The organism is Glycomyces terrestris, from assembly GCF_003933745.1.
In the GTDB taxonomy this organism is placed as follows: domain Bacteria; phylum Actinomycetota; class Actinomycetes; order Mycobacteriales; family Micromonosporaceae; genus Glycomyces; species Glycomyces terrestris.
On record NZ_RSEB01000002.1, the window covers coordinates 680,205 to 697,755 of the forward strand.

A 17,551-nucleotide genomic window follows, 5' to 3' on the forward strand; every position below is an offset into this window, starting at 1 on the left:
CTCCGGGGCGAAAGCGATTGCTGTGACCTGCCGCCCGGCGACTATGCTCGGGACCTGTGAAAGTCTGGATCGCTCACGAAGAAGGCCGCGCCCTCCTGGGCGAACTCCCCCCGGACGTCGAGGTCGAGGTCTACGACGGGAGGTCGGACTACCCCTCGGACCCGGCTGCCGTGGAGTTCTGGGTCCCGCCGTTCCTGGCCCAGTCGAAGGTCACCACCCCGCTCAAGGACATGACCTCGCTCAAGGCGATCCAGCTGCTGAGCGCCGGCGCCGAGGTCTGGGTCCCGGTCGTCCCGCCCGGCGTGGCCCTGTGCGACGCCCGGGGGGTGCACTCGGGCACCACCGCCGAGTGGACCGTGGGCGCGGTCCTCGCCTCGATGCGCGGCTTCGACCTGTTCGCGCGCAAGCAGCTTCGGCACGAATGGAAGGTCGAGTTCACGACCACGATCGTCGGCAAGCGCGCCCTGGTCGTCGGCGCGGGCGACATCGGCGAGCGCATCGCGGCGGTCCTGACCGCGCTGGGCGCCGAGGTCGACAAGGTCGCCCGCCGCGCCCGCCCCGGCGTCCACCCGATCGACGCGGTCGACGAGCTCCTGCCGGCCGCCGACGTCGTCGTGCTGATCGTCCCGCTGACCGACGCCACCCGCCGCATGGTGGACGCGAAGTTCCTGTCCCGCATGAAGGACGGCGCGCTCCTGGTCAACGCCGCCAGGGGGCCCGTGGTCGACACCGACGCCCTCGTCGCGGAGGTCGCCTCGGGCCGCCTCAAGTGCGCGCTCGACGTGGTCGACCCCGAGCCGCTGCCCGCCGACCACCCGCTGTGGGACCTCGACGGCGCCCTGATCACGCCGCACGTGGCCGCCTCGGTCGACGGCACGATCGCCCGCGCCTACGCGCCGGTGGGGGACCAGATCCGCAGGGCCGCAGCCGGAGCGCCCTTGGACAACGTCGTCGCCGACGGGTACTAGCGCTCGTCCTCCGCGGGGGCGTCCTCCCGCAGCTCCTGGCCGCCGATCTCGAGGACCTGCGGCAGGTTCTCGGGCTTGAGCGGGTCGAGCCTGACCTGGGACTGGTCGGAGAGTATGGCCTGGACGCCCTCGTCGCCGGTGGCGAAGCCGTCGATCTGGCGCCACGGGATCTCGCGGGTGGTGAACATGCCGCGGACGGCGATGCCGTCGGCGGTGACGTCGACCCCGGAGCGCCAGGCCCACATCGAGACGCCGAGCGGCGCCAGGAGCAGGGCCGCGCCGAGCGGCACCGAGACGGCGCCCCACAGCGGCTGCTCCACGATGAGCGCCAGGGCCAGCGGGGCGGCCGTGAGCCAGGCGACGAAGGCCGCGCCGGTGATCGCCGCGGAGCGGCGGATGCGCAGGCGGCGGGCGGGGAGCGGGGAGTCAGCGGACGTCATGCGTCCAGATTGACACACCCGGGCCCGGCCGCCGCGGGGTGCCGGTCCGGTTTCTGTCCGGTTGTCGCTTGACGTCCGCGCGGAACGTGGCACGATCAGCTCATCGGCAGCGGAACGAGCCTGGTGGGGGTGAGTGTGGCCGTCAAGATCACATTCCGTCCGACGACGCGTCAGGTCATCGGCCGCGCCCTGTTCCTCGGAGGGGTCTCCGCGCTGGTCGCGCTCGTGCCCGCCGTGGCCTACATGCTCGTCGTCGGCCACTGGTACGCCCCGACCCTCGGCGGGCTCGTCCTCGTCGCCGCCGCGGTCGCCCTCGCCGTCGCGTACGCGGGCGCCCGCCGGCACGGCGTCGTCCTCGACGAGCGCGGCATCCATCCCCTCGAATCAGAAGGGGCCCAGTCGAATCCGCGGACCGAGCGGTACGCGGCCTGGACCGAGGTGGCCGACATCCGGGCCGAGCGCCGCGCCGGGCGGACCGTCCCGGTGGTGTACCTGAGCGACCCGGCCCAGAAGCCGTGGCGGCTGCGCGCGCCCTACTCGGGCCGCGCGCTCTCGGCCGACGACGAACTCGACGAGAAGATCTTCGTCATGCGCAGCCTCTGGGAGGGGTACCGCCGCGGCCTCTCCCCGCGCCGCGAGCACGCCTGACGGCATCGTGGAGCTCGCGGGTCCGGCTCATGCGCAAGGCCGGCGTCAACCTCGTGAGCGTCAACATCTTCGCTTGGGCCAGTGTGCATCCGGGCTCCGGCGAACGGGACTTCGAGCGGCTCGACGCCGTCATCGTCGGCGCTCGCCCCGGGAGGGACCGCCGTCCTCAGAGAATGAGCTGCGGCGCGTACGCGATCGCGATGAACCGAGCCGACCGCCCGATCAGGCAGGCGATGACGAAGACCGGCGTGCGGACCTTCGTGCCCGCGATGTAGATGCTGGTCGCCAGCAGCGGCGGCAGCCCCGCGAACGCGCTCAGGAACAGGATCGGCAGCGTCAGCGCCGGCCGCTCCAGGAGCTCCGTCAGCTTCGCCGCGGCCCGGCGCAGCGGCCGGCCCAGCGCCCTGATCTGCCGCACCACCGGGCCCGGCGGCCGGCCCGGGGTCCGCCGGCTCCGGTGCTCCGACAGCCGGTGGACCCACCGCTTCACCCGCTCGGAGTGGAACACCCCGCGCGCCCCGAGGAAGATCAGCGTCTTCCCGATCGTCTGCCCCACGGCCGCGGTGAGCCCGAGCCCGATCGCGCTGTGGTCCGTCACGGCCGCAAGCGTCACCAGGTACGGCTCGATCGGCGTCACCGGCACGAACGCCGACCACAGCGCCGTCAGGAAGGTCGACACGTACGCCGCGATCACGTCCGCGCCGCCCGCCCCGGCCCCGCGGCCGCGCCGCGAGCAGCAGGCCGCTCGATCATGCCAAGTCCGAATTCATCCGAGGGGTCGCAGCCGTCCGCTGCCGTACAAACCCTAACCCCCCGCCGCAAACCCCCGTCCACCAACGATTCACGCGAGGACACCATTCGGGTGCCCTCCGAAGGCGACGGCCGCGGCGGCTCGCCGCGGCCGCCCGCTCAGAGCACCGTGCAACCCTCCGCCGCGGGCCTTCTGCTCCGGTAGAGCTCGACGTGCGCCAGGTCCGCGCGGTCCTTCGGCCGGTCGAGGTACCGCTTGTAGGCGATCACCTCGGAGACGGGCAGGTACTTCAGGCCGTCGATGACGTCCGCGTTCGCGAGCAGCCGCTCGGTGTCGCTGTCGGGGAGCAGCCAGGACTGGCAGACCTCCAGGAGGCCGCCGTAGAGGCACGCGATCTTGTCGCCGTTGTAGTCGCTCGTCCGCAGGGGCGCGTTCCCGAACACGACCGCGTGCTCGAACGCGAGCTCCATCGCCCGCTCCCACGTCGTGCTCCCGGGCCGCACGAGCAGGTCCAGATCGGAGAGCTGGTGCGTGATGCCCCCCGCCCACAGGCGGGCGCTTCCGGCGATCAGGAAGTCCTCCGGGTCGAAGTCCGCCGGAAGATGCTGCCGCAGCAGCTCGACCAGCTTAAAACCGTTGAATCTGGTCGTTCGCGTTCGTGTCACCTGTCGGCTGTCCCTGTTCTATGGCCGGTTCCCGCGACTGCTCCGGGACGGCACGGCGATGCTCGTCCGTCACGATCTTCATCCGCTCGGTCTCGTTCTGGTAGCGGTACGCGCGGTACAGCAGCCACGCCTGGGTCGTCATCGCGACCGCCGAGATGACCGAAACGGCTGCGGAGAGATACGGATCGAGGCTTGTCATCGTGGATCACGCGCGTGTCCTGTTAAAAGCGCGTGATCGACGCGCTGGGCGATGGCCTCGATCGGTTCGAGGTCGTGGACGGTGATGCGGCCCCGGCCGATGGTGACGACCCCGCTTTCCTTGAGCGGCCGCAGGATCGCTGAGACCGACTCCCTGGAGATGCCCGACAGCGATGCCAGGTCGCGCTGGTTGAAACCGGTCAGGCGCAGGCCGTCGTCGCCCTCCTCGCCGATGCCGGAGCGCACGATCTCCAGGATCGCGCGGGCGAGCTGCTGCTCGGCGTTGATGATCGACTTGACGCGGACGCCGAGTTCCTGCACCCGCTCGCCGAGCTGGCGCATCATCGCCGCGGCCAGACGCGCGTCGTTGGCGACGAGCTTCAAGAAGGTGTCCGCCGGGACGAAGAGCGCCGTCATGTCGGTCAGCGCGACCATGTCGGCCGACCGGGGCTTCGACGTCAAGGCCGCGAGCTCCCCGATGAAGCGCCCCGGCGCATGGATGCCGAGGATGCAGTCCGGGTTGCGCTGCACGGACTTGACGTAGCCGTCGATCAGGTACAGCACGAAGTCCGAATGGTCGCCGTTGAGGACCAGCAGCGAGCCCTTCGGGTATGAGACCCGGTGCACTCCGGAGCCGAGAGTGTCGTACTCCGCCTCCGTGAGTAGCGGCTCCCGCGCATGATCTGTTGACCACTTCATCTTGTTGAGTGTATTAGTCCACACATCAAGATCGCCGCATTGAAACGCCGCGTGTCGGAAACCCGACTGCGAAACGGATGCTGTTGGGGCGGAAGGGAAGCCGGTTACGAAGGGGTCTTCTCCGGCTCCTGGGTCCCCGCCGGAACCACGGGGTGTCGGAGGCCGGGGTGGTGCTTCGGGAGGCTTGCCTTCATGACCCAGCCGCTCGCGGCGAGGCACAGGACGAGCAGGGGCCAGGAGAGGAGGACCTGGGCCACGCCGCCGCCGATGACGGCGAGGTCGTCGCTGTCGGCGTTCCAGAACGGGGTCAGGACCGCCACGCGGAAGGCGTACATCGCCACCCAGATCCACGACGCGAGCGAATACGCGCGCAGCAGCGCCGGGTCGAGCCGCCACTGCGTGCGCTGGCCCAGGAGGCCGCCCACGATGAGGCCGAGGAGCGGCCGGCGGAAGACGATGAAGCCCGCCCAGACCAGCGCGCTGGCCGCGTTCGAGACGATGCGGGGGAGCAGGATGTCCTGCGCCCGTCCTGTGTAGAGCACGATGAGCGCCGCCACCGCGACGCTGAGGAGGCCGAGGACCACCGCGCGCGGCCGCTGCCGCTGCGCGAGGCGCACCGCCGCGATCGCCGCCGCCGAGGCGAGCGATGCCGAGGCGGCCCAGGCGATCGACTCGCCGGTCGCGAGCCAGGTGAGGACGAACACCACAAGCGGGGCGGTGGCGTCGAAGGCACCGCGCCTGCCGCCTAGTAGGCTGACGAGCGTGTCTTGCCGCACAGTATCGGACAACTCCCGACCCTCACCTCTCGACCCGGTATCTCAGGCAAGGCTACCCTAACCGCAGTGGCCGGCCGGGTTTCAGCCCCGCGGCCTCGACTACGGACGGATTGGCACGGTACCGGATGCTCGGCACACATCGGATCAGCGAATCGCAGCTCGTCGACCTGCTCCGCCGGGCCAGAAAAACCGACTTCGGACGCTGGAACAAGGCCGACCTCACCCGCGCCATGACCGACCTCGGCTGGCAGGTCCGCTCCGCCGAAGTCGACATCGGCATGTGGCGCGCCGAGACCGGCTACGACACCGGCAACGCCATCGCCGACTCCGTCCCGCCCCAGACCCCCGTCTCCGGCCGCGCCGACTTCTACTCCATCGAGGTCATGGTCCTCCGCTCCGCCGAACGCGGCCGCCAGGGCGAGAACCACCGCACCCTCATCTTCCGCGAAGTCCTGCGCACCATGATGGCCGAACTCGGCGCCCCCGAGATCCGCGGCGGCGACGGCGGCCCCTGGATCCGCTGGTACCGCGACGGCCTCATCTTCGAACTCCACCTGCGGCGCTTCCACGGCGGCGTCACCCTGCGCCTGCTCTCCCCGGAGCTGTTCGAGCAGCTCGAAGCCCACGCCATCGGCAAGGGCGACATCTCCGGCTGGTCCGCCTACGCCCGCTCCGGCCCCCGGCCCCCCGAACCCGCCTGCCACGACATGGGCGAGTTCACCGAGCGCCTCAGCTCCCTCCTCCAGGACATGGCCGCCGACGTCCCCGTCGTCGACACCTCCGGCACCGTCCTCCTGCGCACCGGCGACTGGTCCGCCCGGTACGTCGCCGCCTTCGTCGACGACGGCCTCCGCGTCGAGGCCAGCGCCGCCGTCAGCGGCTCCTGGCGCGCCGGCCTCTCGAACCTCCCGAGCATGGGCTTCCGCGCCCCCAGCGGCTCCCAGCCCAACTGGTCGCGCACCTTCAACTCCACCGACCGCACCGCCACCAACCAGGCCGCCCACATGATGGTCGACGCCCTGCGCGCCTTCGGCATCCAGGACCTCTTCGACATCGTCTACGACGGCTTCACCGCCGACGGCGAGCGCATGTACCTCCCCGTCCTCGGCATCGGCAACGGCGAGAACCCCTACTGACCACGGCGGCCGCTCCTAGCCGCGCGGCTAGAATCGGACCATGATCGTCGACCTCCGCTCCGACACCGTGACCCGCCCGACCCCGGGCATGCTCGAAGCCATGATGCGCGCCGACGTCGGCGACGACGTCTACGGCGAGGACCCCGAAGTCAACGCCCTCGAAGCCGAGGCCGCCGCCCTGTTCGGCAAGGACGCCGCCGTCTTCACCCCCACCGGCTCCATGGCCAACCAGATCGGCCTCCAGCTCCTCGTCCGCCCCGGCGAGGAACTCCTCTGCGACGTCAAGGCCCACGTCGTCAACTTCGAGATGGGCGCCGCCGCCGCGCTCGGCGGCATCTCCACCCGCACCTGGGCCGGCCCGAACGGCCGCCTCGACACCGGCCTCGTCGAACCCCTGATCAACCGCCCCAACCCCTACGTCACCGTCACCCGCGCCATCGCCGTCGAGAACACCCACAACATCGGCGGCGGCACCGTCCAGCCCCTCGCCGAGCTCCGCCGCCTGCGCGACCTCGCCGACGCCTACGGCCTCGGCCTCCACCTCGACGGCGCCCGCATCTGGAACGCCCACGCCGCCACCGGCACCCCCTTCGCCGAGTACGGCCGCCTCTTCGACACCGTCTCCGTCTGCCTCTCCAAGGGCCTCGGCGCCCCCGTCGGCTCCCTCCTCATCACCGACGCCGAGCGCGCCCAGCGCGCCCGCGTCATCCGCAAGCGCCTCGGCGGCGGCATGCGCCAGGCCGGCTTCCTCGCCGCGGCCGGACGGTACGCGCTGGCGCACCACATCGACCGCCTGGGGGAGGACCACGCCCGCGCGCGGCACCTGGCGCGCTCGCTGGAGCCGTTCGGGATCTGCGACCCGGCGCAGGTGGAGACCAACATCGTGCTCGTGCGCATCCCCGAGATCGCGCAGGTCGCGGCGGCCGCCGCGGACCAGGGCGTGAAGATCTCGGTCCTCGGCGCCGACTGGGGCCGGATGCTCACCCACCTCGACGTGGACGACGCCGGGATCGAGCACGCGGTGAAGGTCCTGGGCACGCTGCTCGGGAAGTGACCGAAGCGACGGTTGCCGATCGGCCCTCCGATCAAGTAGGTTAGGCATGCCTTTATTAGTCCTGCCTAACCTGCCGGAGGTCGGTGCGTGTACGCCTGCATCTGCCACGCGGTCCACGAGAACGAGGTCCGCGCCTGCATCAGCGCGGGCGCGCACACCGAAGAGGCCATCGGCGAGGCGTGCGACGCCGGCACCAGCTGCGGCACCTGCCATGAGCGCCTGGTCGACATGATCGAGAGCTACTTCACGGACTCGGTCCCGGCCGCCGCCTGATCCTCCCGCCGTTTCGGATTTTCCCGTCCCTTTAGGATGCGCTCCGTTAGGATAGGTTGTCCTATTTTAGGTATTCCTGGCTGGATATCGTCCCCGTTCTCGTCCTAGTCTGGGGTCGACCGGTCACCGGACCGGCGACTGCACGACCGGGAAGGACCACCCATGCAGGGCGACAAGCAGGTCATCGAATTCCTCAACGAGCAGCTGACCGCGGAGCTGACCGCGATCAACCAGTACTTCCTGCACTACAAGCTCCAGGAGAACTGGGGCTACGTGAAGCTGGCGAAGTACACCCGCGCCGAGTCGATGGACGAGATGCGCCACGCCGAGATCCTGACCGACCGCATCCTCTTCCTCGACGGCATGCCCAACTACCAGCGGCTGTTCCCGCTGCGCATCGGCACCTCCGTCAAGGAGATCTTCGAGTGCGACCGCCAGATCGAGGTCGAGGCGATCGACCGCCTCAAGCGCGGCATCGAGCACATGGAGTCGGTCAAGGACTACGTCTCGCGGGACCTCTTCGAGTCGATCCTCAAGGACGAGGAGCACCACATCGACTACCTGGACACCCAGCTCGAGCTCATCGAGAAGATCGGCGAGGCGCTGTACATCCAGTCCCTCATCGAGCAGCCCGAAGAGGCGTGACGCGCAGCGGCGCGACCCGAAGCGCCTGGAGGGGGCCGGCGAAAGCCGGCCCCCTCTCTTCTTGCGGCAGAGCCCCTCACATCTCCGCCACAGTGGTGGTCGCCGCCTTGACAGCGCCGACGAGAGGATCGTAACATATCAATACTTTGAATGAAAGTTTCCGAGAGTTTCGGAATCCGTTCGAAGCGCCGGCCGCGGTCCGCCACCCCCGACTCCCCGGCCGCGGCGTCCCCTCACCTCGCAAAGGAGCGTCCATGCCCGATTCCTCCCCGCACGCCACCCGCCGGGCGCTGCTCGCCGGGGCCGCGGCCGCCGGCGGCGCCGCCGTGCTCCCGCTCGGCCTCGCGAGCCCGGCGCACGCCGACGACCTGCTGCTCGCCACCGACTTCTCCTCCGGCACCACCGAGGGCTGGTACGCCCGCGGGCCGGCCGCCCTCTCGGTGACCGCCGAGGGGAGCCTCCTCGTCGAGGGCCGCACCGCCGCCTGGGACGGGGCCGCCATCGACATCACCTCCCACATCGAGGTCGGCGTCCGCTACCAGCTGCGCGTCCTCATGCGCCTGCCCTCCGGCACCACCGCGGCCGACCTGCGCACCACCGTGCAGCGCGACGCCGCCGGCTCGACCTCGTACGAGTCGGTCAGGTGGAACACCGCCGTCACCCCCGACGCCTGGACCGAGTTCACCGGCACGTACTCGATCGCGCAGGCCGCCGACCAGCTCCAGTTCTACGTCGAGTCCGACTCGAGCCTCACCTCGATCCTGGTCGACGACTTCACGCTCACCCGCATCCAGGAGCCCGAGATCCAAGACCTGCTGCCGCTCAAGGACTTCCTCGAATGCGACTTCCCGATCGGCTGCGCCGTCGAGCCGCCCGAGGTCGTCGGCAAGCCCGGCGAACTCCTCGCGAAGCACTTCGCGCAGGTCACCACCGGCAACCAGATGAAGCCGGACGCGATCCAGCCGACCGAGGGCGTCTTCACCTTCGACCGGGCCGACCAGATCGTGGCCTTCGCCGAGGCCAACGGCATGCGCGTCTGGGGCCACACCCTGCTGTGGCACAACCAGACCCCCGCGTGGTGGTTCCTCGACGCCGACGGCAACCCGCTCCAGAGCACCCGCGCGCACCGCGCGCTCCTCCTGGCCCGCTTCGAAGCGCACGTCACCGCGATCGCCGAGCACTACGGCGACCGCGTCTGGGCCTGGGACGTCGTCAACGAGGTGATCGACCCCGAGCAGACCGACGGCCTGCGCCGCTCCCGCTGGTACGAGGTGTTCGGCGGCGGCTCCTACATCGGCGAGGTCTTCAAGATCGCGCGGCGGGTCCTGCCGCGCCGGGTGAAGCTGTTCATCAACGACTACAACACCGAGTTCCCCGACAAGCGCGAGGCGATGTTCAACCTCGTCCAGGACCTCAAGCGCAAGCGCGTCCCCGTCGACGGCATCGGCCACCAGGCCCACGTCGACTACAAGCGCGACCCGCAGCTCCTCGGCGAGTCCATCGACGCGTTCAAGCGCCTGCGGGTGCTCCAGGCGGTCACCGAGCTCGACGTCTCGGTCTCCGACTACATGGAGGAGTCCCTGCCCTCGACGCCGCCGGAGCGCCTGGTCGCCCAGGGCTGGTACTACAAGGAGCTCTTCGAGGTCCTGCGCGAGCGCGCGCACCTGCTCGAGTCGGTGACGATGTGGGGCCTGTACGACGCGGTCTCGTGGCTGCGCACCTGGCCGGTCTCGCGCCCGCACGAGGCCCCGCTGTTCTTCGACGACCGCCTCCAGGCCAAGGCCGCCTACTGGGGCGTCGTCGACCCGGCGCAGCTGCCGCCGCGCTAGCCGTCCGGGAGCGGGGCGTGAAGATCCGGGGCCCCGCTCCCGGGCTCATCCGTTCGAGTGAACGCGGCAAGCGCGGTCTTGTCCGACCCCCGGCTTAAACTTGATACCAGGGGTCCCTTTAGGGGGATTTATCCGTTATTTCGGATCGGTTCCCTTGTGTCGCATCATGATGTGCGGGATGCCGTCCTCGAGGTACTCCACGCCGTACTCGGCGAACCCGAACTTCCGGTAGAACCCCGCCGCGTACGTCTGAGCGCCGAGCACCACGTCGGCCTCCGGTCCGAGGAAGTCGAGCGCCGCCCGCATGAGCGCGGCGCTCAGGCCGGTCCCGCGCTCGGCCAGCGTCGCGCAGACCCGGCCGATCTTCCACTCGCCGTCGCCGCGGAGCACCCGCAGGCACGCCGCCGCCCCGGCCCCGCCGTCCTGCCGGTCGATCCAGAAGTGGACCGTGTCCGCGTCCAGGTCGGCGTCGTCCAGGTCCGGGTACGCGCACTCCTGCTCGACCACGAACACCTCCTGCCGCAGCCGCGCCAGGTCGTACACCGTCCGCCCGTCCAGGTCCGCGAAGCGCCCGCTCCTGACCTCCCGCACGTCCCCCATCAGGCCCCCGCCCTTCGCTTCGCGCGGGCCGTGCGCCCGCTACGCATACTCGTCCGCGATCTCCCGCGCCCGGTCCCGGGCCGCCTCGATCGCGTCGGTCACCGCCGAGCGCGCCCGGTGGTTCTCCAGCTGCCGCACCGCGCTGATCGTCGTCCCCGCTGGGGACTCCACGGCCTCGCGCAGCGCCACCGGCGAGTCGCCGCTCTCGCGCAGCATCCGGGCCGCGCCCAGCGCCGTCTGCGTCACCAGCTCCTTGCTGACCTCGCGCGGCAGTCCCATGAGGACGCCGGCCTCGGTCATCGCCTCGGCCAGGTAGTAGAAGTACGCCGGCCCCGAGCCCGAGATCGCGGTGACCGCGTCCTGGTGCTTCTCGTCGACCACGAGCGTGCGCCCGAGCGGCTTGAACAGCTCCTCGACCGCCGCCAGGCACCGCTCGTCCGCGTGCGTGCCGGGGGAGAGCACCGTCATCGCCTCGTCCACGAGCGCCGGCGTGTTCGGCATCGCCCGCACCACCGGCGTCGTGTCCGGCAGCCGCTTCTCGAAGAACGCCACCGGAAGCCCCGCGCAGATGCTCACCAGCGGCGCGTCGGACCGGAACGCGCCCGCCAGCTCGTCCAGGAGCGCGGCCGCGTCCTGCGGCTTCACCGCCACCACCACGACGTCGGCGCCGGCCACCGCCGCCGCGTTCGGCTCCACCCGCACGCCGTACTGCTCGCGCAGCATCGCCGCGCGCTCCTCGCTGCGAGCCGTGGCGACGACCGCGTCCCGCGACCAGCCCGCGCGCAGCAGGCCCGACACGATCGCCTGCCCCATCTTCCCGGCGCCAAGCACCGCGACCCTCCGCATACCCTCTCCTCACGCAATCGGCTGCCATCGATTGTGCCTCGCGCCGCAGGGCCGCGAAAAGTAGGTGTATTGCGCGTTTCGTCCCCTCAGGATCGCCCAAGCTGCCACGATAATCGGACTCAGGCACTCGACGGGCGATTGGGGCGTTATGGACGTTCTCGACTTGGCGCGGATCCAGTTCGGCGTCACGACCGTCTACCACTTCCTGTTCGTGCCCGTCACCATCGGCCTCTCCCTCGTCGTCGCGATCCTCCAGACCATGTGGCGCACCACCGGCAAGTCCGCGTACCTGCGCGCCACCAAGTTCTGGGGCAAGCTCTTCCTCATCAACATCGCCATGGGCGTGGTCACCGGCATCGTCCAGGAGTTCCAGTTCGGCATGAACTGGTCGGCGTACTCGCGCTTCGTCGGCGACGTCTTCGGCGCGCCGCTCGCGTTCGAGGCGCTCGTCGCGTTCTTCCTGGAGTCCACGTTCATCGGCGTGTGGATCTTCGGCTGGGACCGCCTCCGGCCCGGCCTGCACCTCGCCTGCATCTGGCTGGTCGCCTTCGGCACCATGGCCTCCGCCTACTTCATCCTCGCCGCCAACGCGTTCATGCAGAACCCGGTCGGCTACCAGCTCAACGAGACCGCCGGACGCGCCGAGCTCACCGACTTCGGCGCCGTCCTCGGCAACCCGGTCGTCCTCGCCGCCTTCCCGCACACCGTCTTCGCCGCCTGGCTCACCGCCGGCACCGTCGTCGTCGCCGTCTCCGGCTACCACTTCATGCACCGCCGCGACCTCGACGTGCACCGCCCCGCGATGCGCCTCGGCGTCCTCACCACCCTCGTCGGCGGCCTCGGCCTCATCCTCTCCGGCGACTCCCTCGGCAAGGTCATGACCGCGACCCAGCCGATGAAGATGGCCGCCGCCGAAGCGCTCTACCAGACCACGTCCGGCGCCCCGTTCTCCGTGCTCACCGTCGGCTCCCTCGACGGCCGCCACGGCACCCCGATCATCGAGATCCCCGGGCTCCTCTCCTTCCTCGCCACCGGCTCCTTCAGCGGCCGGGTCCAAGGCATCAACGACCTGGACGCCCAGTACGTCGACCGGTTCGGGCCCGGCGACTACGTCCCGTACATCCCGCTCACCTACTGGTCCTTCCGCGCCATGATCGGCTTCGGGCTCCTCGCGATGGCCATGGCCGTCGTCGTCTGGTGGTGCACCCGCCGCGGCCGCCTCCCCGAGCACCGCCTGTTCTGGCCCGTCGTCATGTGGACCGCCGTGACCCCGTTCCTCGCCAACAGCTCCGGGTGGATCTTCACCGAGATGGGACGCCAGCCGTGGGTCGTGTTCAGCCTCTACCAGACCAGCGAGGCCGTCTCGCCCCGCGTCGGCGCCGCCACCGTCACCGCCTCCCTCATCGGCTTCACCCTCGTCTACCTCGTCCTCGCCGTCGTCGCCCTGAAGCTGTTCTTCAAGTTCGCGAAGGCCGGCCCGCCCGGCGAGGAGCTCGCCATGTCCACCTCCAGCCCGTCCGACGACCCCGACAAGCCGATGGCCTTCGCCTACTAGCCGAGGACGCCCAATGGAACTGACGACGATCTGGTTCATCGCCATAGCCGTGCTCTTCACCGGCTACTTCATCCTCGAGGGCTTCGACTTCGGCGTCGGCATGCTCCTGCCCGTCCTCGGCCGCGAGGAGCGCGAGCGCCGCGCCATGATCAACACCATCGGCCCGGTCTGGGACGGCAACGAAGTCTGGGTCATCACCGCCGGCGGCGCCATGTTCGCGGCCTTCCCGCACTGGTACGCCAGCCTCTTCTCCGGCTTCTACCTGCTGTTCTTCCTCATCCTCCTCGGCCTCATCGTCCGCGGCGTCGGCTTCGAGTACCGCGGCAAGGGCGACACCGAGCGGTGGCGCCGCGGCTGGGACCTGTGCCTGATCATCGGCTCCGCCGTCCCCGCGTTCCTGTGGGGCGCGGTCGTCGCCAACCTCGTGCGCGGCGTCCCGCTCGACCCCAACCACGACTACACCGGCTCGGTCTGGGGCCTGCTCAACGGCTACGCCCTCCTCGGCGGCCTCACCACGCTCCTCCTCTTCGCCACCCACGGCGCCTACTTCCTGCACCTGCGCACCACCGGCGACCTGAGCGCCCGCGCCCGCCGGACCGGCCTCCGGCTCGGCGCCGCCACCGCCGCCCCCGCCCTCGCGTTCCTCGTCTGGACCCAGGCGGCCCACGGGAACGCCGCCTCGCTCGTCCTCATCGCCGTCGCGGTCCTCGCCCTCCTCGCCGGGCTCGCCCTCGACTACAGGGGACGCGGCGGCTGGGCGTTCGCCGCCACCGCCCTGACGATCGCGGCCGCCTCCGCCGCCCTGTTCTGCGCCCTCTGGCCCGACGTCCTGCCCTCCACCGGCGACCCCGCGAACGGCCTCACCGCGCAGAACGCCGCCGCCACCGACAAGACCCTCGGCATCATGACCTGGGCCGCCGCGGTCTTCCTGCCGCTCATCCTGCTGTACCAGGGCTGGACCTACTGGGTCTTCCGGCAGCGGGTCGCCGTCGAGAGGATCCCCGTCGCATGACGCAGCTCGCCCCCAGGCCCGCGGCGCTCGACCGCCGCCTCCTCCACCGCGCCCGCGGCGCCTCCGTCTACATCGGCGTGTGCGCCGGCCTCGGCCTCGCCCAGACCGCGTGCGTCGTCGCCGGCGCCTGGCTCACCGCGTCCCTCGTCGCCGGGGCCTTCGCCGGCGGACGCGACCTCGCCGACCTCGGCCCGCAGCTGACCGCGCTCGCGGCCGTCCTCGCCGCCCGCGCCCTCCTCGCCTCCGTGCAGGAGGCCGCCGCGAACCGCGCCGCCGCCGGCGTCAAGTCCGGCCTGCGCCGCCAAGCCCTCGAACACCTGATGCGCCTGCCCTCCGGCACCCGCGGCACCGGCGAGACCGCGAACCTCCTCGTCCGCGGCGTCGACGCCCTCGACGCTTACTTCGCGCGCTACCTGCCCCAGCTCGTCCTCGCCGTCCTCGTCCCCGCCGCCGTCATCGCCGTCATGCTCGCCGCCTACCCGCCCGCGGCCCTCATCGTCCTCGCGACGCTCCCGCTCATCCCGCTCTTCGGCGTCCTCATCGGACGCCACACGAAGGCCCGCGCCGAACGCCAGTGGGCCTCCACCGCCGCGCTCGCGCACCACTTCGCCGACCTCGTCGCCGGACTGCCCACCCTCAAGGCCTTCGGCCGCGCCGACCGGCAGGCCGGGGCCATCCGCGTCACCACCGGCGAGTACCGGCGCCGCTCGATGTCCCTGCTGCGCGTCGCGTTCTGCTCCGCGCTCGTCCTCGAACTCGCCGCCTCCCTGTCCGTCGCCGTCGTCGCCGTCACCGTCGGCGTCCAGCTCGTGCACGGCGGCCTCGCCGGCGAGGCCGGACTCCGCACCGCGCTCCTCGTCCTCATCCTCGCCCCCGAGGCCTACCTGCCCCTGCGCAACGCCGGCGCCCACTACCACGCCAGCGCCGAAGGACTCGCCGCCGCCGACAAGGTCTTCGCGATCCTCGCCGAGACCCCCGAACCCGGCGCCGCACCCGCCCCGGACGCCGAGCCCGCCGACGCGCCCGCCCTCGCCGCCGCCCCGCACATCGCGCCCCCGCTCCAGCGCGCGCCCACGATCATGTTCCGCCGCACCGTGTTCGCCTACCCCGGCCGCGACCCCCTGCCCGAACTCAGCCTCACCGTGCCCGCCGCCCAGACCACGGTCCTCACCGCCCGCTCCGGCGCCGGCAAGTCGACCCTCCTCGCCGCGCTCCTCGGCTTCCGGCGGCCCCGGTCCGGCTCCATCGCGTTCGACGGCGCCGACCTCGCCGGCCTCGACCTCGAAGCCGTCCGCCGCTCCATCGCGTGGCTGCCCCAGCAACCGGTCCTCATCGACGGCACCGTCGCCGAGAACGTCCGCCTCGCCGTCCCGCACGACGCGTCCGACCCCGCCGTCGCCAAGGCGATCGCGGCCGCCCACGCCCCCGACGGGCGCCGCCGCGTCGCCGCGAACGGCGCCGGGCTCTCCGCCGGCGAGGCCGCCCGCGTCGGCCTCGCCCGGCTCCTGCTGCGCGCCGACCTCCTCGACACCCCCGTCCTCCTCCTCGACGAGCCGACCGCGCACCTCGACGCCGACACCGAGCACGCCGTCCTCGAATCCCTCGCGCCCTACCGCGAGGGCCGGACCGTCCTGATCGCCTCCCACCGCGCCGCGGTGCGCGCGATCGCCGACCGAGAGGTGGACTGGTGACGACCTGGCGCAACCCGATCGCCCTCCGGCTCGGCCTCGGCGCCGTCCTCGGCGCCCTCGCCCAGCTCAGCGCCCTCGGCCTCCTCGCCGTCTCCGCGTACCTCGTCTCCCGCGCCTGGGAGCAGCCGCCGATCCTCTACCTCATGGTCGCCATCACCTCCGTGCGCGCCTTGGGCATCGGCCGCGGCGTCCTCCGCTACGCCGAACGCCTCGTCTCCCACGACGCGGCCTTCCGCGGCCTCGAACGCCTCCGCATCGCCGTGTGGCGCAAACTCGTGCGCCTCGCCCCCGCCGGCGTCCCCGTCTGGCGCTCCGGCGACCTCCAGGCCCGCCTCGTCGACGACGTCGACGGCACCGGCGACCGGTGGCTGCGCGGCACCCTCCCGCTCGCCTCCGCGATCGCCACCGCCGCCGTCGCCGTCGTCCTCCAGACCGCGATCCTGCCCGCCGCCGGAGCCGTCCTCGCCGCGGCGCTCGCCGCCGCCGGCCTCGCCGGGCCCGCGCTCGCCTCCTGGTCCTCGCGGTACGCCGTGCGCGCCACCGCCGCCGAACGCGGCGACCTCACCGAGCACGTGCGCGCCTGCCTCCACGGCCGCGAAGAACTCGTCGCCGCCGGCACCGACGCCGTCGCCCTCGCCCGCGCCCTCGACGTCGACGAGCGCCTGCGCCGCGCCCACGCCCGCATCGCCTGGTCCGCCGGCCTCGGCCAGGCCGCCGGACTCCTCGCCCTCGCCGCCGCCGTCACCGGAGCGCTGTGGACCGGCATCCCCGCCGTCGCCGCCGGGACCCTCGACGGCGTCCTCCTCGCCGTCCTCGCCCTCGTCCCGCTCGCCGCCTTCGAACCCGTCCTCGCCCTGCCCGCCGCGGCCCAGCACACCGCCGCCGCCAAGACCTCCGGCCGCCGCCTCCTGGAGATCACCCAGACCCCCGACCCGCGCCCGGACCCCGTGGAGCCCATGGAGTTCGAACCGAACCCGCTCGGCGGCCCGCCCTACATCGAGATCAAGCGCCTCTCGGTCACCTGGCCCGGCGCCGACCGCCCCGCCCTCAGCGGCTTCGACCTGAAGATCCAGCCCGGCGAGCGCGTCGCCGTCATGGGCCCCTCCGGCTCCGGCAAGTCCACGCTCGCCGCCGCCCTCATGGGCTTCCTGCCCTACGAGGGATCACTGCGCTTCGGCGGCGTCGAACTCGCCGAGTACGACGGCGACGACGTGCGCCGCACCGTCGGCCTGTGCTCCCAGGACGCCCACGTCTTCGACACCACCCTCGCCGAGAACCTCCGCCTCGCCCGCACCGGCGCCACCGACGACGAACTCGTCCGCGCCCTGCGCTGGGCCGGCCTCCGCGACTGGTTCGACGGCCTCGCCGGTGCCAGCGGCGGCTCCGTCGCCGGCGGCCTCCGGACCCGCCTCGGCGAGCACGGCCGCGCCGTCTCCGGCGGCGAGCGCGGCCGCATCGCCCTCGCCCGCTGCCTCCTCGCCGACCGCGAGGTCCTCGTCCTCGACGAACCCGACGCGCACCTCGACGCCGCCACCGCCGAACGCGTACTCAGAACGGCCGCCGCCGCTCTTGAAGGCAAGACCGCGATCATCATCACCCACCGGCCGCTCCCCGACGGCGTGGTCGACCGGACCGTCCGGCTCGAACCGCCGGTGCCGACACCGCGTGACGCGCCGCTCAGTTCGCTTTTGGACCTGGCACCACGTGGGTAGACTCCCGGAACGGTGCTACCAGATTCAAGCGGTGGAAACGAACACAACGGCCC

The 17,551-nt window shown here is 71.8% G+C and carries 20 protein-coding genes; 12 read left to right on the forward strand and 8 right to left on the reverse strand.

Annotated elements, in window-relative coordinates:
* Window positions 1–56: 56 nt before the first annotated feature.
* Window positions 57–968 carry a 2-hydroxyacid dehydrogenase gene (locus EIW28_RS08615; RefSeq protein WP_125247282.1) on the forward strand — a complete coding sequence of 304 codons (912 nt, stop codon included), beginning with the start codon at window positions 57–59 and terminating at the stop codon, window positions 966–968.
* Here the strand turns inward: EIW28_RS08615 and EIW28_RS08620 are convergent.
* Window positions 965–1,408, reverse strand: a complete 444-nt coding sequence (locus EIW28_RS08620; protein ID WP_125247283.1) for a PH domain-containing protein — start codon at window positions 1,406–1,408, stop codon at window positions 965–967. The genes EIW28_RS08615 and EIW28_RS08620 overlap by 4 nt on opposite strands.
* 129 nt (window positions 1,409–1,537) lie before the next feature.
* Here EIW28_RS08620 and EIW28_RS08625 point away from each other — a divergent pair, with 129 nt between their 5' ends.
* Together EIW28_RS08625 and EIW28_RS25635 are read left to right on the forward strand one after the other, a co-directional pair.
* Window positions 1,538–2,056, forward strand: coding sequence for a hypothetical protein (locus tag EIW28_RS08625; protein WP_125247284.1), 519 nt, complete (start codon window positions 1,538–1,540; stop codon window positions 2,054–2,056).
* A complete protein-coding gene (locus tag EIW28_RS25635; protein ID WP_408612196.1) occupies window positions 2,053–2,331 on the forward strand; it encodes a beta-galactosidase in 279 nt (92 codons plus the stop codon). Before EIW28_RS08625 ends, EIW28_RS25635 begins: the two co-directional genes overlap by 4 nt.
* Here the strand turns inward: EIW28_RS25635 and EIW28_RS08635 are convergent.
* The 5 genes from EIW28_RS08635 to EIW28_RS08655 form a co-directional block, all read right to left on the reverse strand.
* Window positions 2,223–2,750 (reverse strand): hypothetical protein, encoded by a 528-nt coding sequence (locus EIW28_RS08635; RefSeq protein ID WP_125247286.1) that lies wholly within the window; start codon window positions 2,748–2,750, stop codon window positions 2,223–2,225. The two genes, EIW28_RS25635 and EIW28_RS08635, sit on opposite strands and share 109 nt — an antisense overlap.
* A 215-nt stretch (window positions 2,751–2,965) precedes the next feature.
* Entirely contained in the window at window positions 2,966–3,472 is a 507-nt protein-coding gene (locus EIW28_RS08640) for a hypothetical protein (RefSeq protein ID WP_125247287.1), read from the reverse strand.
* Window positions 3,435–3,671: a hypothetical protein gene (locus tag EIW28_RS08645; RefSeq protein WP_125247288.1), complete on the reverse strand. Its 237-nt coding sequence runs from the start codon at window positions 3,669–3,671 to the stop codon at window positions 3,435–3,437. Before EIW28_RS08645 ends, EIW28_RS08640 begins: the two co-directional genes overlap by 38 nt.
* A complete protein-coding gene (locus EIW28_RS08650; RefSeq protein ID WP_158630332.1) occupies window positions 3,668–4,297 on the reverse strand; it encodes a Crp/Fnr family transcriptional regulator in 630 nt (209 codons plus the stop codon). Before EIW28_RS08650 ends, EIW28_RS08645 begins: the two co-directional genes overlap by 4 nt.
* Window positions 4,298–4,473: 176 nt before the next feature.
* Window positions 4,474–5,145, reverse strand: a complete 672-nt coding sequence (locus EIW28_RS08655) for a DUF3159 domain-containing protein (RefSeq protein ID WP_232013853.1) — start codon at window positions 5,143–5,145, stop codon at window positions 4,474–4,476.
* Between the two features lie 125 nt (window positions 5,146–5,270).
* On the opposite strand from EIW28_RS08655, the gene EIW28_RS24145 reads away from it, so the two are divergent.
* From EIW28_RS24145 to EIW28_RS08680, 5 genes are all read left to right on the forward strand, one after another.
* A complete protein-coding gene (locus EIW28_RS24145; protein ID WP_158630333.1) occupies window positions 5,271–6,281 on the forward strand; it encodes a TY-Chap domain-containing protein in 1,011 nt (336 codons plus the stop codon).
* Window positions 6,282–6,324: 43 nt separating this feature from the next.
* Window positions 6,325–7,335: a threonine aldolase family protein gene (locus tag EIW28_RS08665; RefSeq protein WP_125247577.1), complete on the forward strand. Its 1,011-nt coding sequence runs from the start codon at window positions 6,325–6,327 to the stop codon at window positions 7,333–7,335.
* 87 nt (window positions 7,336–7,422) lie between these two features.
* Window positions 7,423–7,608 carry a (2Fe-2S)-binding protein gene (locus EIW28_RS08670; RefSeq protein ID WP_112141324.1) on the forward strand — a complete coding sequence of 62 codons (186 nt, stop codon included), beginning with the start codon at window positions 7,423–7,425 and terminating at the stop codon, window positions 7,606–7,608.
* A gap of 162 nt (window positions 7,609–7,770) precedes the next feature.
* Complete coding sequence (gene bfr / locus EIW28_RS08675; protein WP_125247291.1) at window positions 7,771–8,253, forward strand: bacterioferritin; 483 nt, start codon at window positions 7,771–7,773, stop codon at window positions 8,251–8,253.
* A 254-nt stretch (window positions 8,254–8,507) separates the two neighbouring features.
* Window positions 8,508–10,082 (forward strand): endo-1,4-beta-xylanase, encoded by a 1,575-nt coding sequence (locus EIW28_RS08680; RefSeq protein WP_125247292.1) that lies wholly within the window; start codon window positions 8,508–8,510, stop codon window positions 10,080–10,082.
* Window positions 10,083–10,217: 135 nt separating this feature from the next.
* Here EIW28_RS08680 and EIW28_RS08685 read toward each other — a convergent pair whose 3' ends face one another.
* Window positions 10,218–10,682, reverse strand: coding sequence for a GNAT family N-acetyltransferase (locus tag EIW28_RS08685; RefSeq protein WP_125247293.1), 465 nt, complete (start codon window positions 10,680–10,682; stop codon window positions 10,218–10,220).
* 39 nt (window positions 10,683–10,721) lie between these two features.
* On the reverse strand, window positions 10,722–11,528 hold the full coding sequence (gene proC / locus EIW28_RS08690; protein ID WP_125247294.1) for a pyrroline-5-carboxylate reductase: 807 nt from the start codon (window positions 11,526–11,528) through the stop codon (window positions 10,722–10,724).
* Window positions 11,529–11,676: 148 nt separating this feature from the next.
* On the opposite strand from proC, the gene EIW28_RS08695 reads away from it, so the two are divergent.
* Genes EIW28_RS08695 through cydC form a run of 4 tightly spaced genes read left to right on the forward strand, consistent with a single transcriptional unit; the run spans window position 11,677 to window position 17,498 of the window.
* Window positions 11,677–13,083, forward strand: a complete 1,407-nt coding sequence (locus tag EIW28_RS08695) for a cytochrome ubiquinol oxidase subunit I (RefSeq protein WP_125247295.1) — start codon at window positions 11,677–11,679, stop codon at window positions 13,081–13,083.
* A gap of 13 nt (window positions 13,084–13,096) precedes the next feature.
* On the forward strand, window positions 13,097–14,095 hold the full coding sequence (gene cydB, locus EIW28_RS08700) for a cytochrome d ubiquinol oxidase subunit II (RefSeq protein ID WP_125247296.1): 999 nt from the start codon (window positions 13,097–13,099) through the stop codon (window positions 14,093–14,095).
* The gene (gene cydD, locus EIW28_RS08705) at window positions 14,092–15,786 is read left to right on the forward strand and encodes a thiol reductant ABC exporter subunit CydD (protein WP_125247297.1); all 1,695 of its coding nucleotides are present in this window, start codon (window positions 14,092–14,094) and stop codon (window positions 15,784–15,786) included. Before cydB ends, cydD begins: the two co-directional genes overlap by 4 nt.
* Window positions 15,783–17,498 carry a thiol reductant ABC exporter subunit CydC gene (cydC, locus tag EIW28_RS08710; protein ID WP_158630334.1) on the forward strand — a complete coding sequence of 572 codons (1,716 nt, stop codon included), beginning with the start codon at window positions 15,783–15,785 and terminating at the stop codon, window positions 17,496–17,498. Before cydD ends, cydC begins: the two co-directional genes overlap by 4 nt.
* Window positions 17,499–17,551: the final 53 nt, after the last annotated feature.

Coding starts and splice junctions, on each gene's coding strand:
- cydB (WP_125247296.1), top strand. CDS start 13,097: ATGGAACTGACGACGATCTGGTTCATCGCCATAGCCGTGCTCTTCACC.
- EIW28_RS08645 (WP_125247288.1), bottom strand. CDS start 3,671: ATGACAAGCCTCGATCCGTATCTCTCCGCAGCCGTTTCGGTCATCTCG.
- EIW28_RS24145 (WP_158630333.1), top strand. CDS start 5,271: ATGCTCGGCACACATCGGATCAGCGAATCGCAGCTCGTCGACCTGCTC.
- EIW28_RS08620 (WP_125247283.1), bottom strand. CDS start 1,408: ATGACGTCCGCTGACTCCCCGCTCCCCGCCCGCCGCCTGCGCATCCGC.
- EIW28_RS08680 (WP_125247292.1), top strand. CDS start 8,508: ATGCCCGATTCCTCCCCGCACGCCACCCGCCGGGCGCTGCTCGCCGGG.
- EIW28_RS08685 (WP_125247293.1), bottom strand. CDS start 10,682: ATGGGGGACGTGCGGGAGGTCAGGAGCGGGCGCTTCGCGGACCTGGAC.
- cydD (WP_125247297.1), top strand. CDS start 14,092: ATGACGCAGCTCGCCCCCAGGCCCGCGGCGCTCGACCGCCGCCTCCTC.
- proC (WP_125247294.1), bottom strand. CDS start 11,528: ATGCGGAGGGTCGCGGTGCTTGGCGCCGGGAAGATGGGGCAGGCGATC.
- bfr (WP_125247291.1), top strand. CDS start 7,771: ATGCAGGGCGACAAGCAGGTCATCGAATTCCTCAACGAGCAGCTGACC.
- EIW28_RS08695 (WP_125247295.1), top strand. CDS start 11,677: ATGGACGTTCTCGACTTGGCGCGGATCCAGTTCGGCGTCACGACCGTC.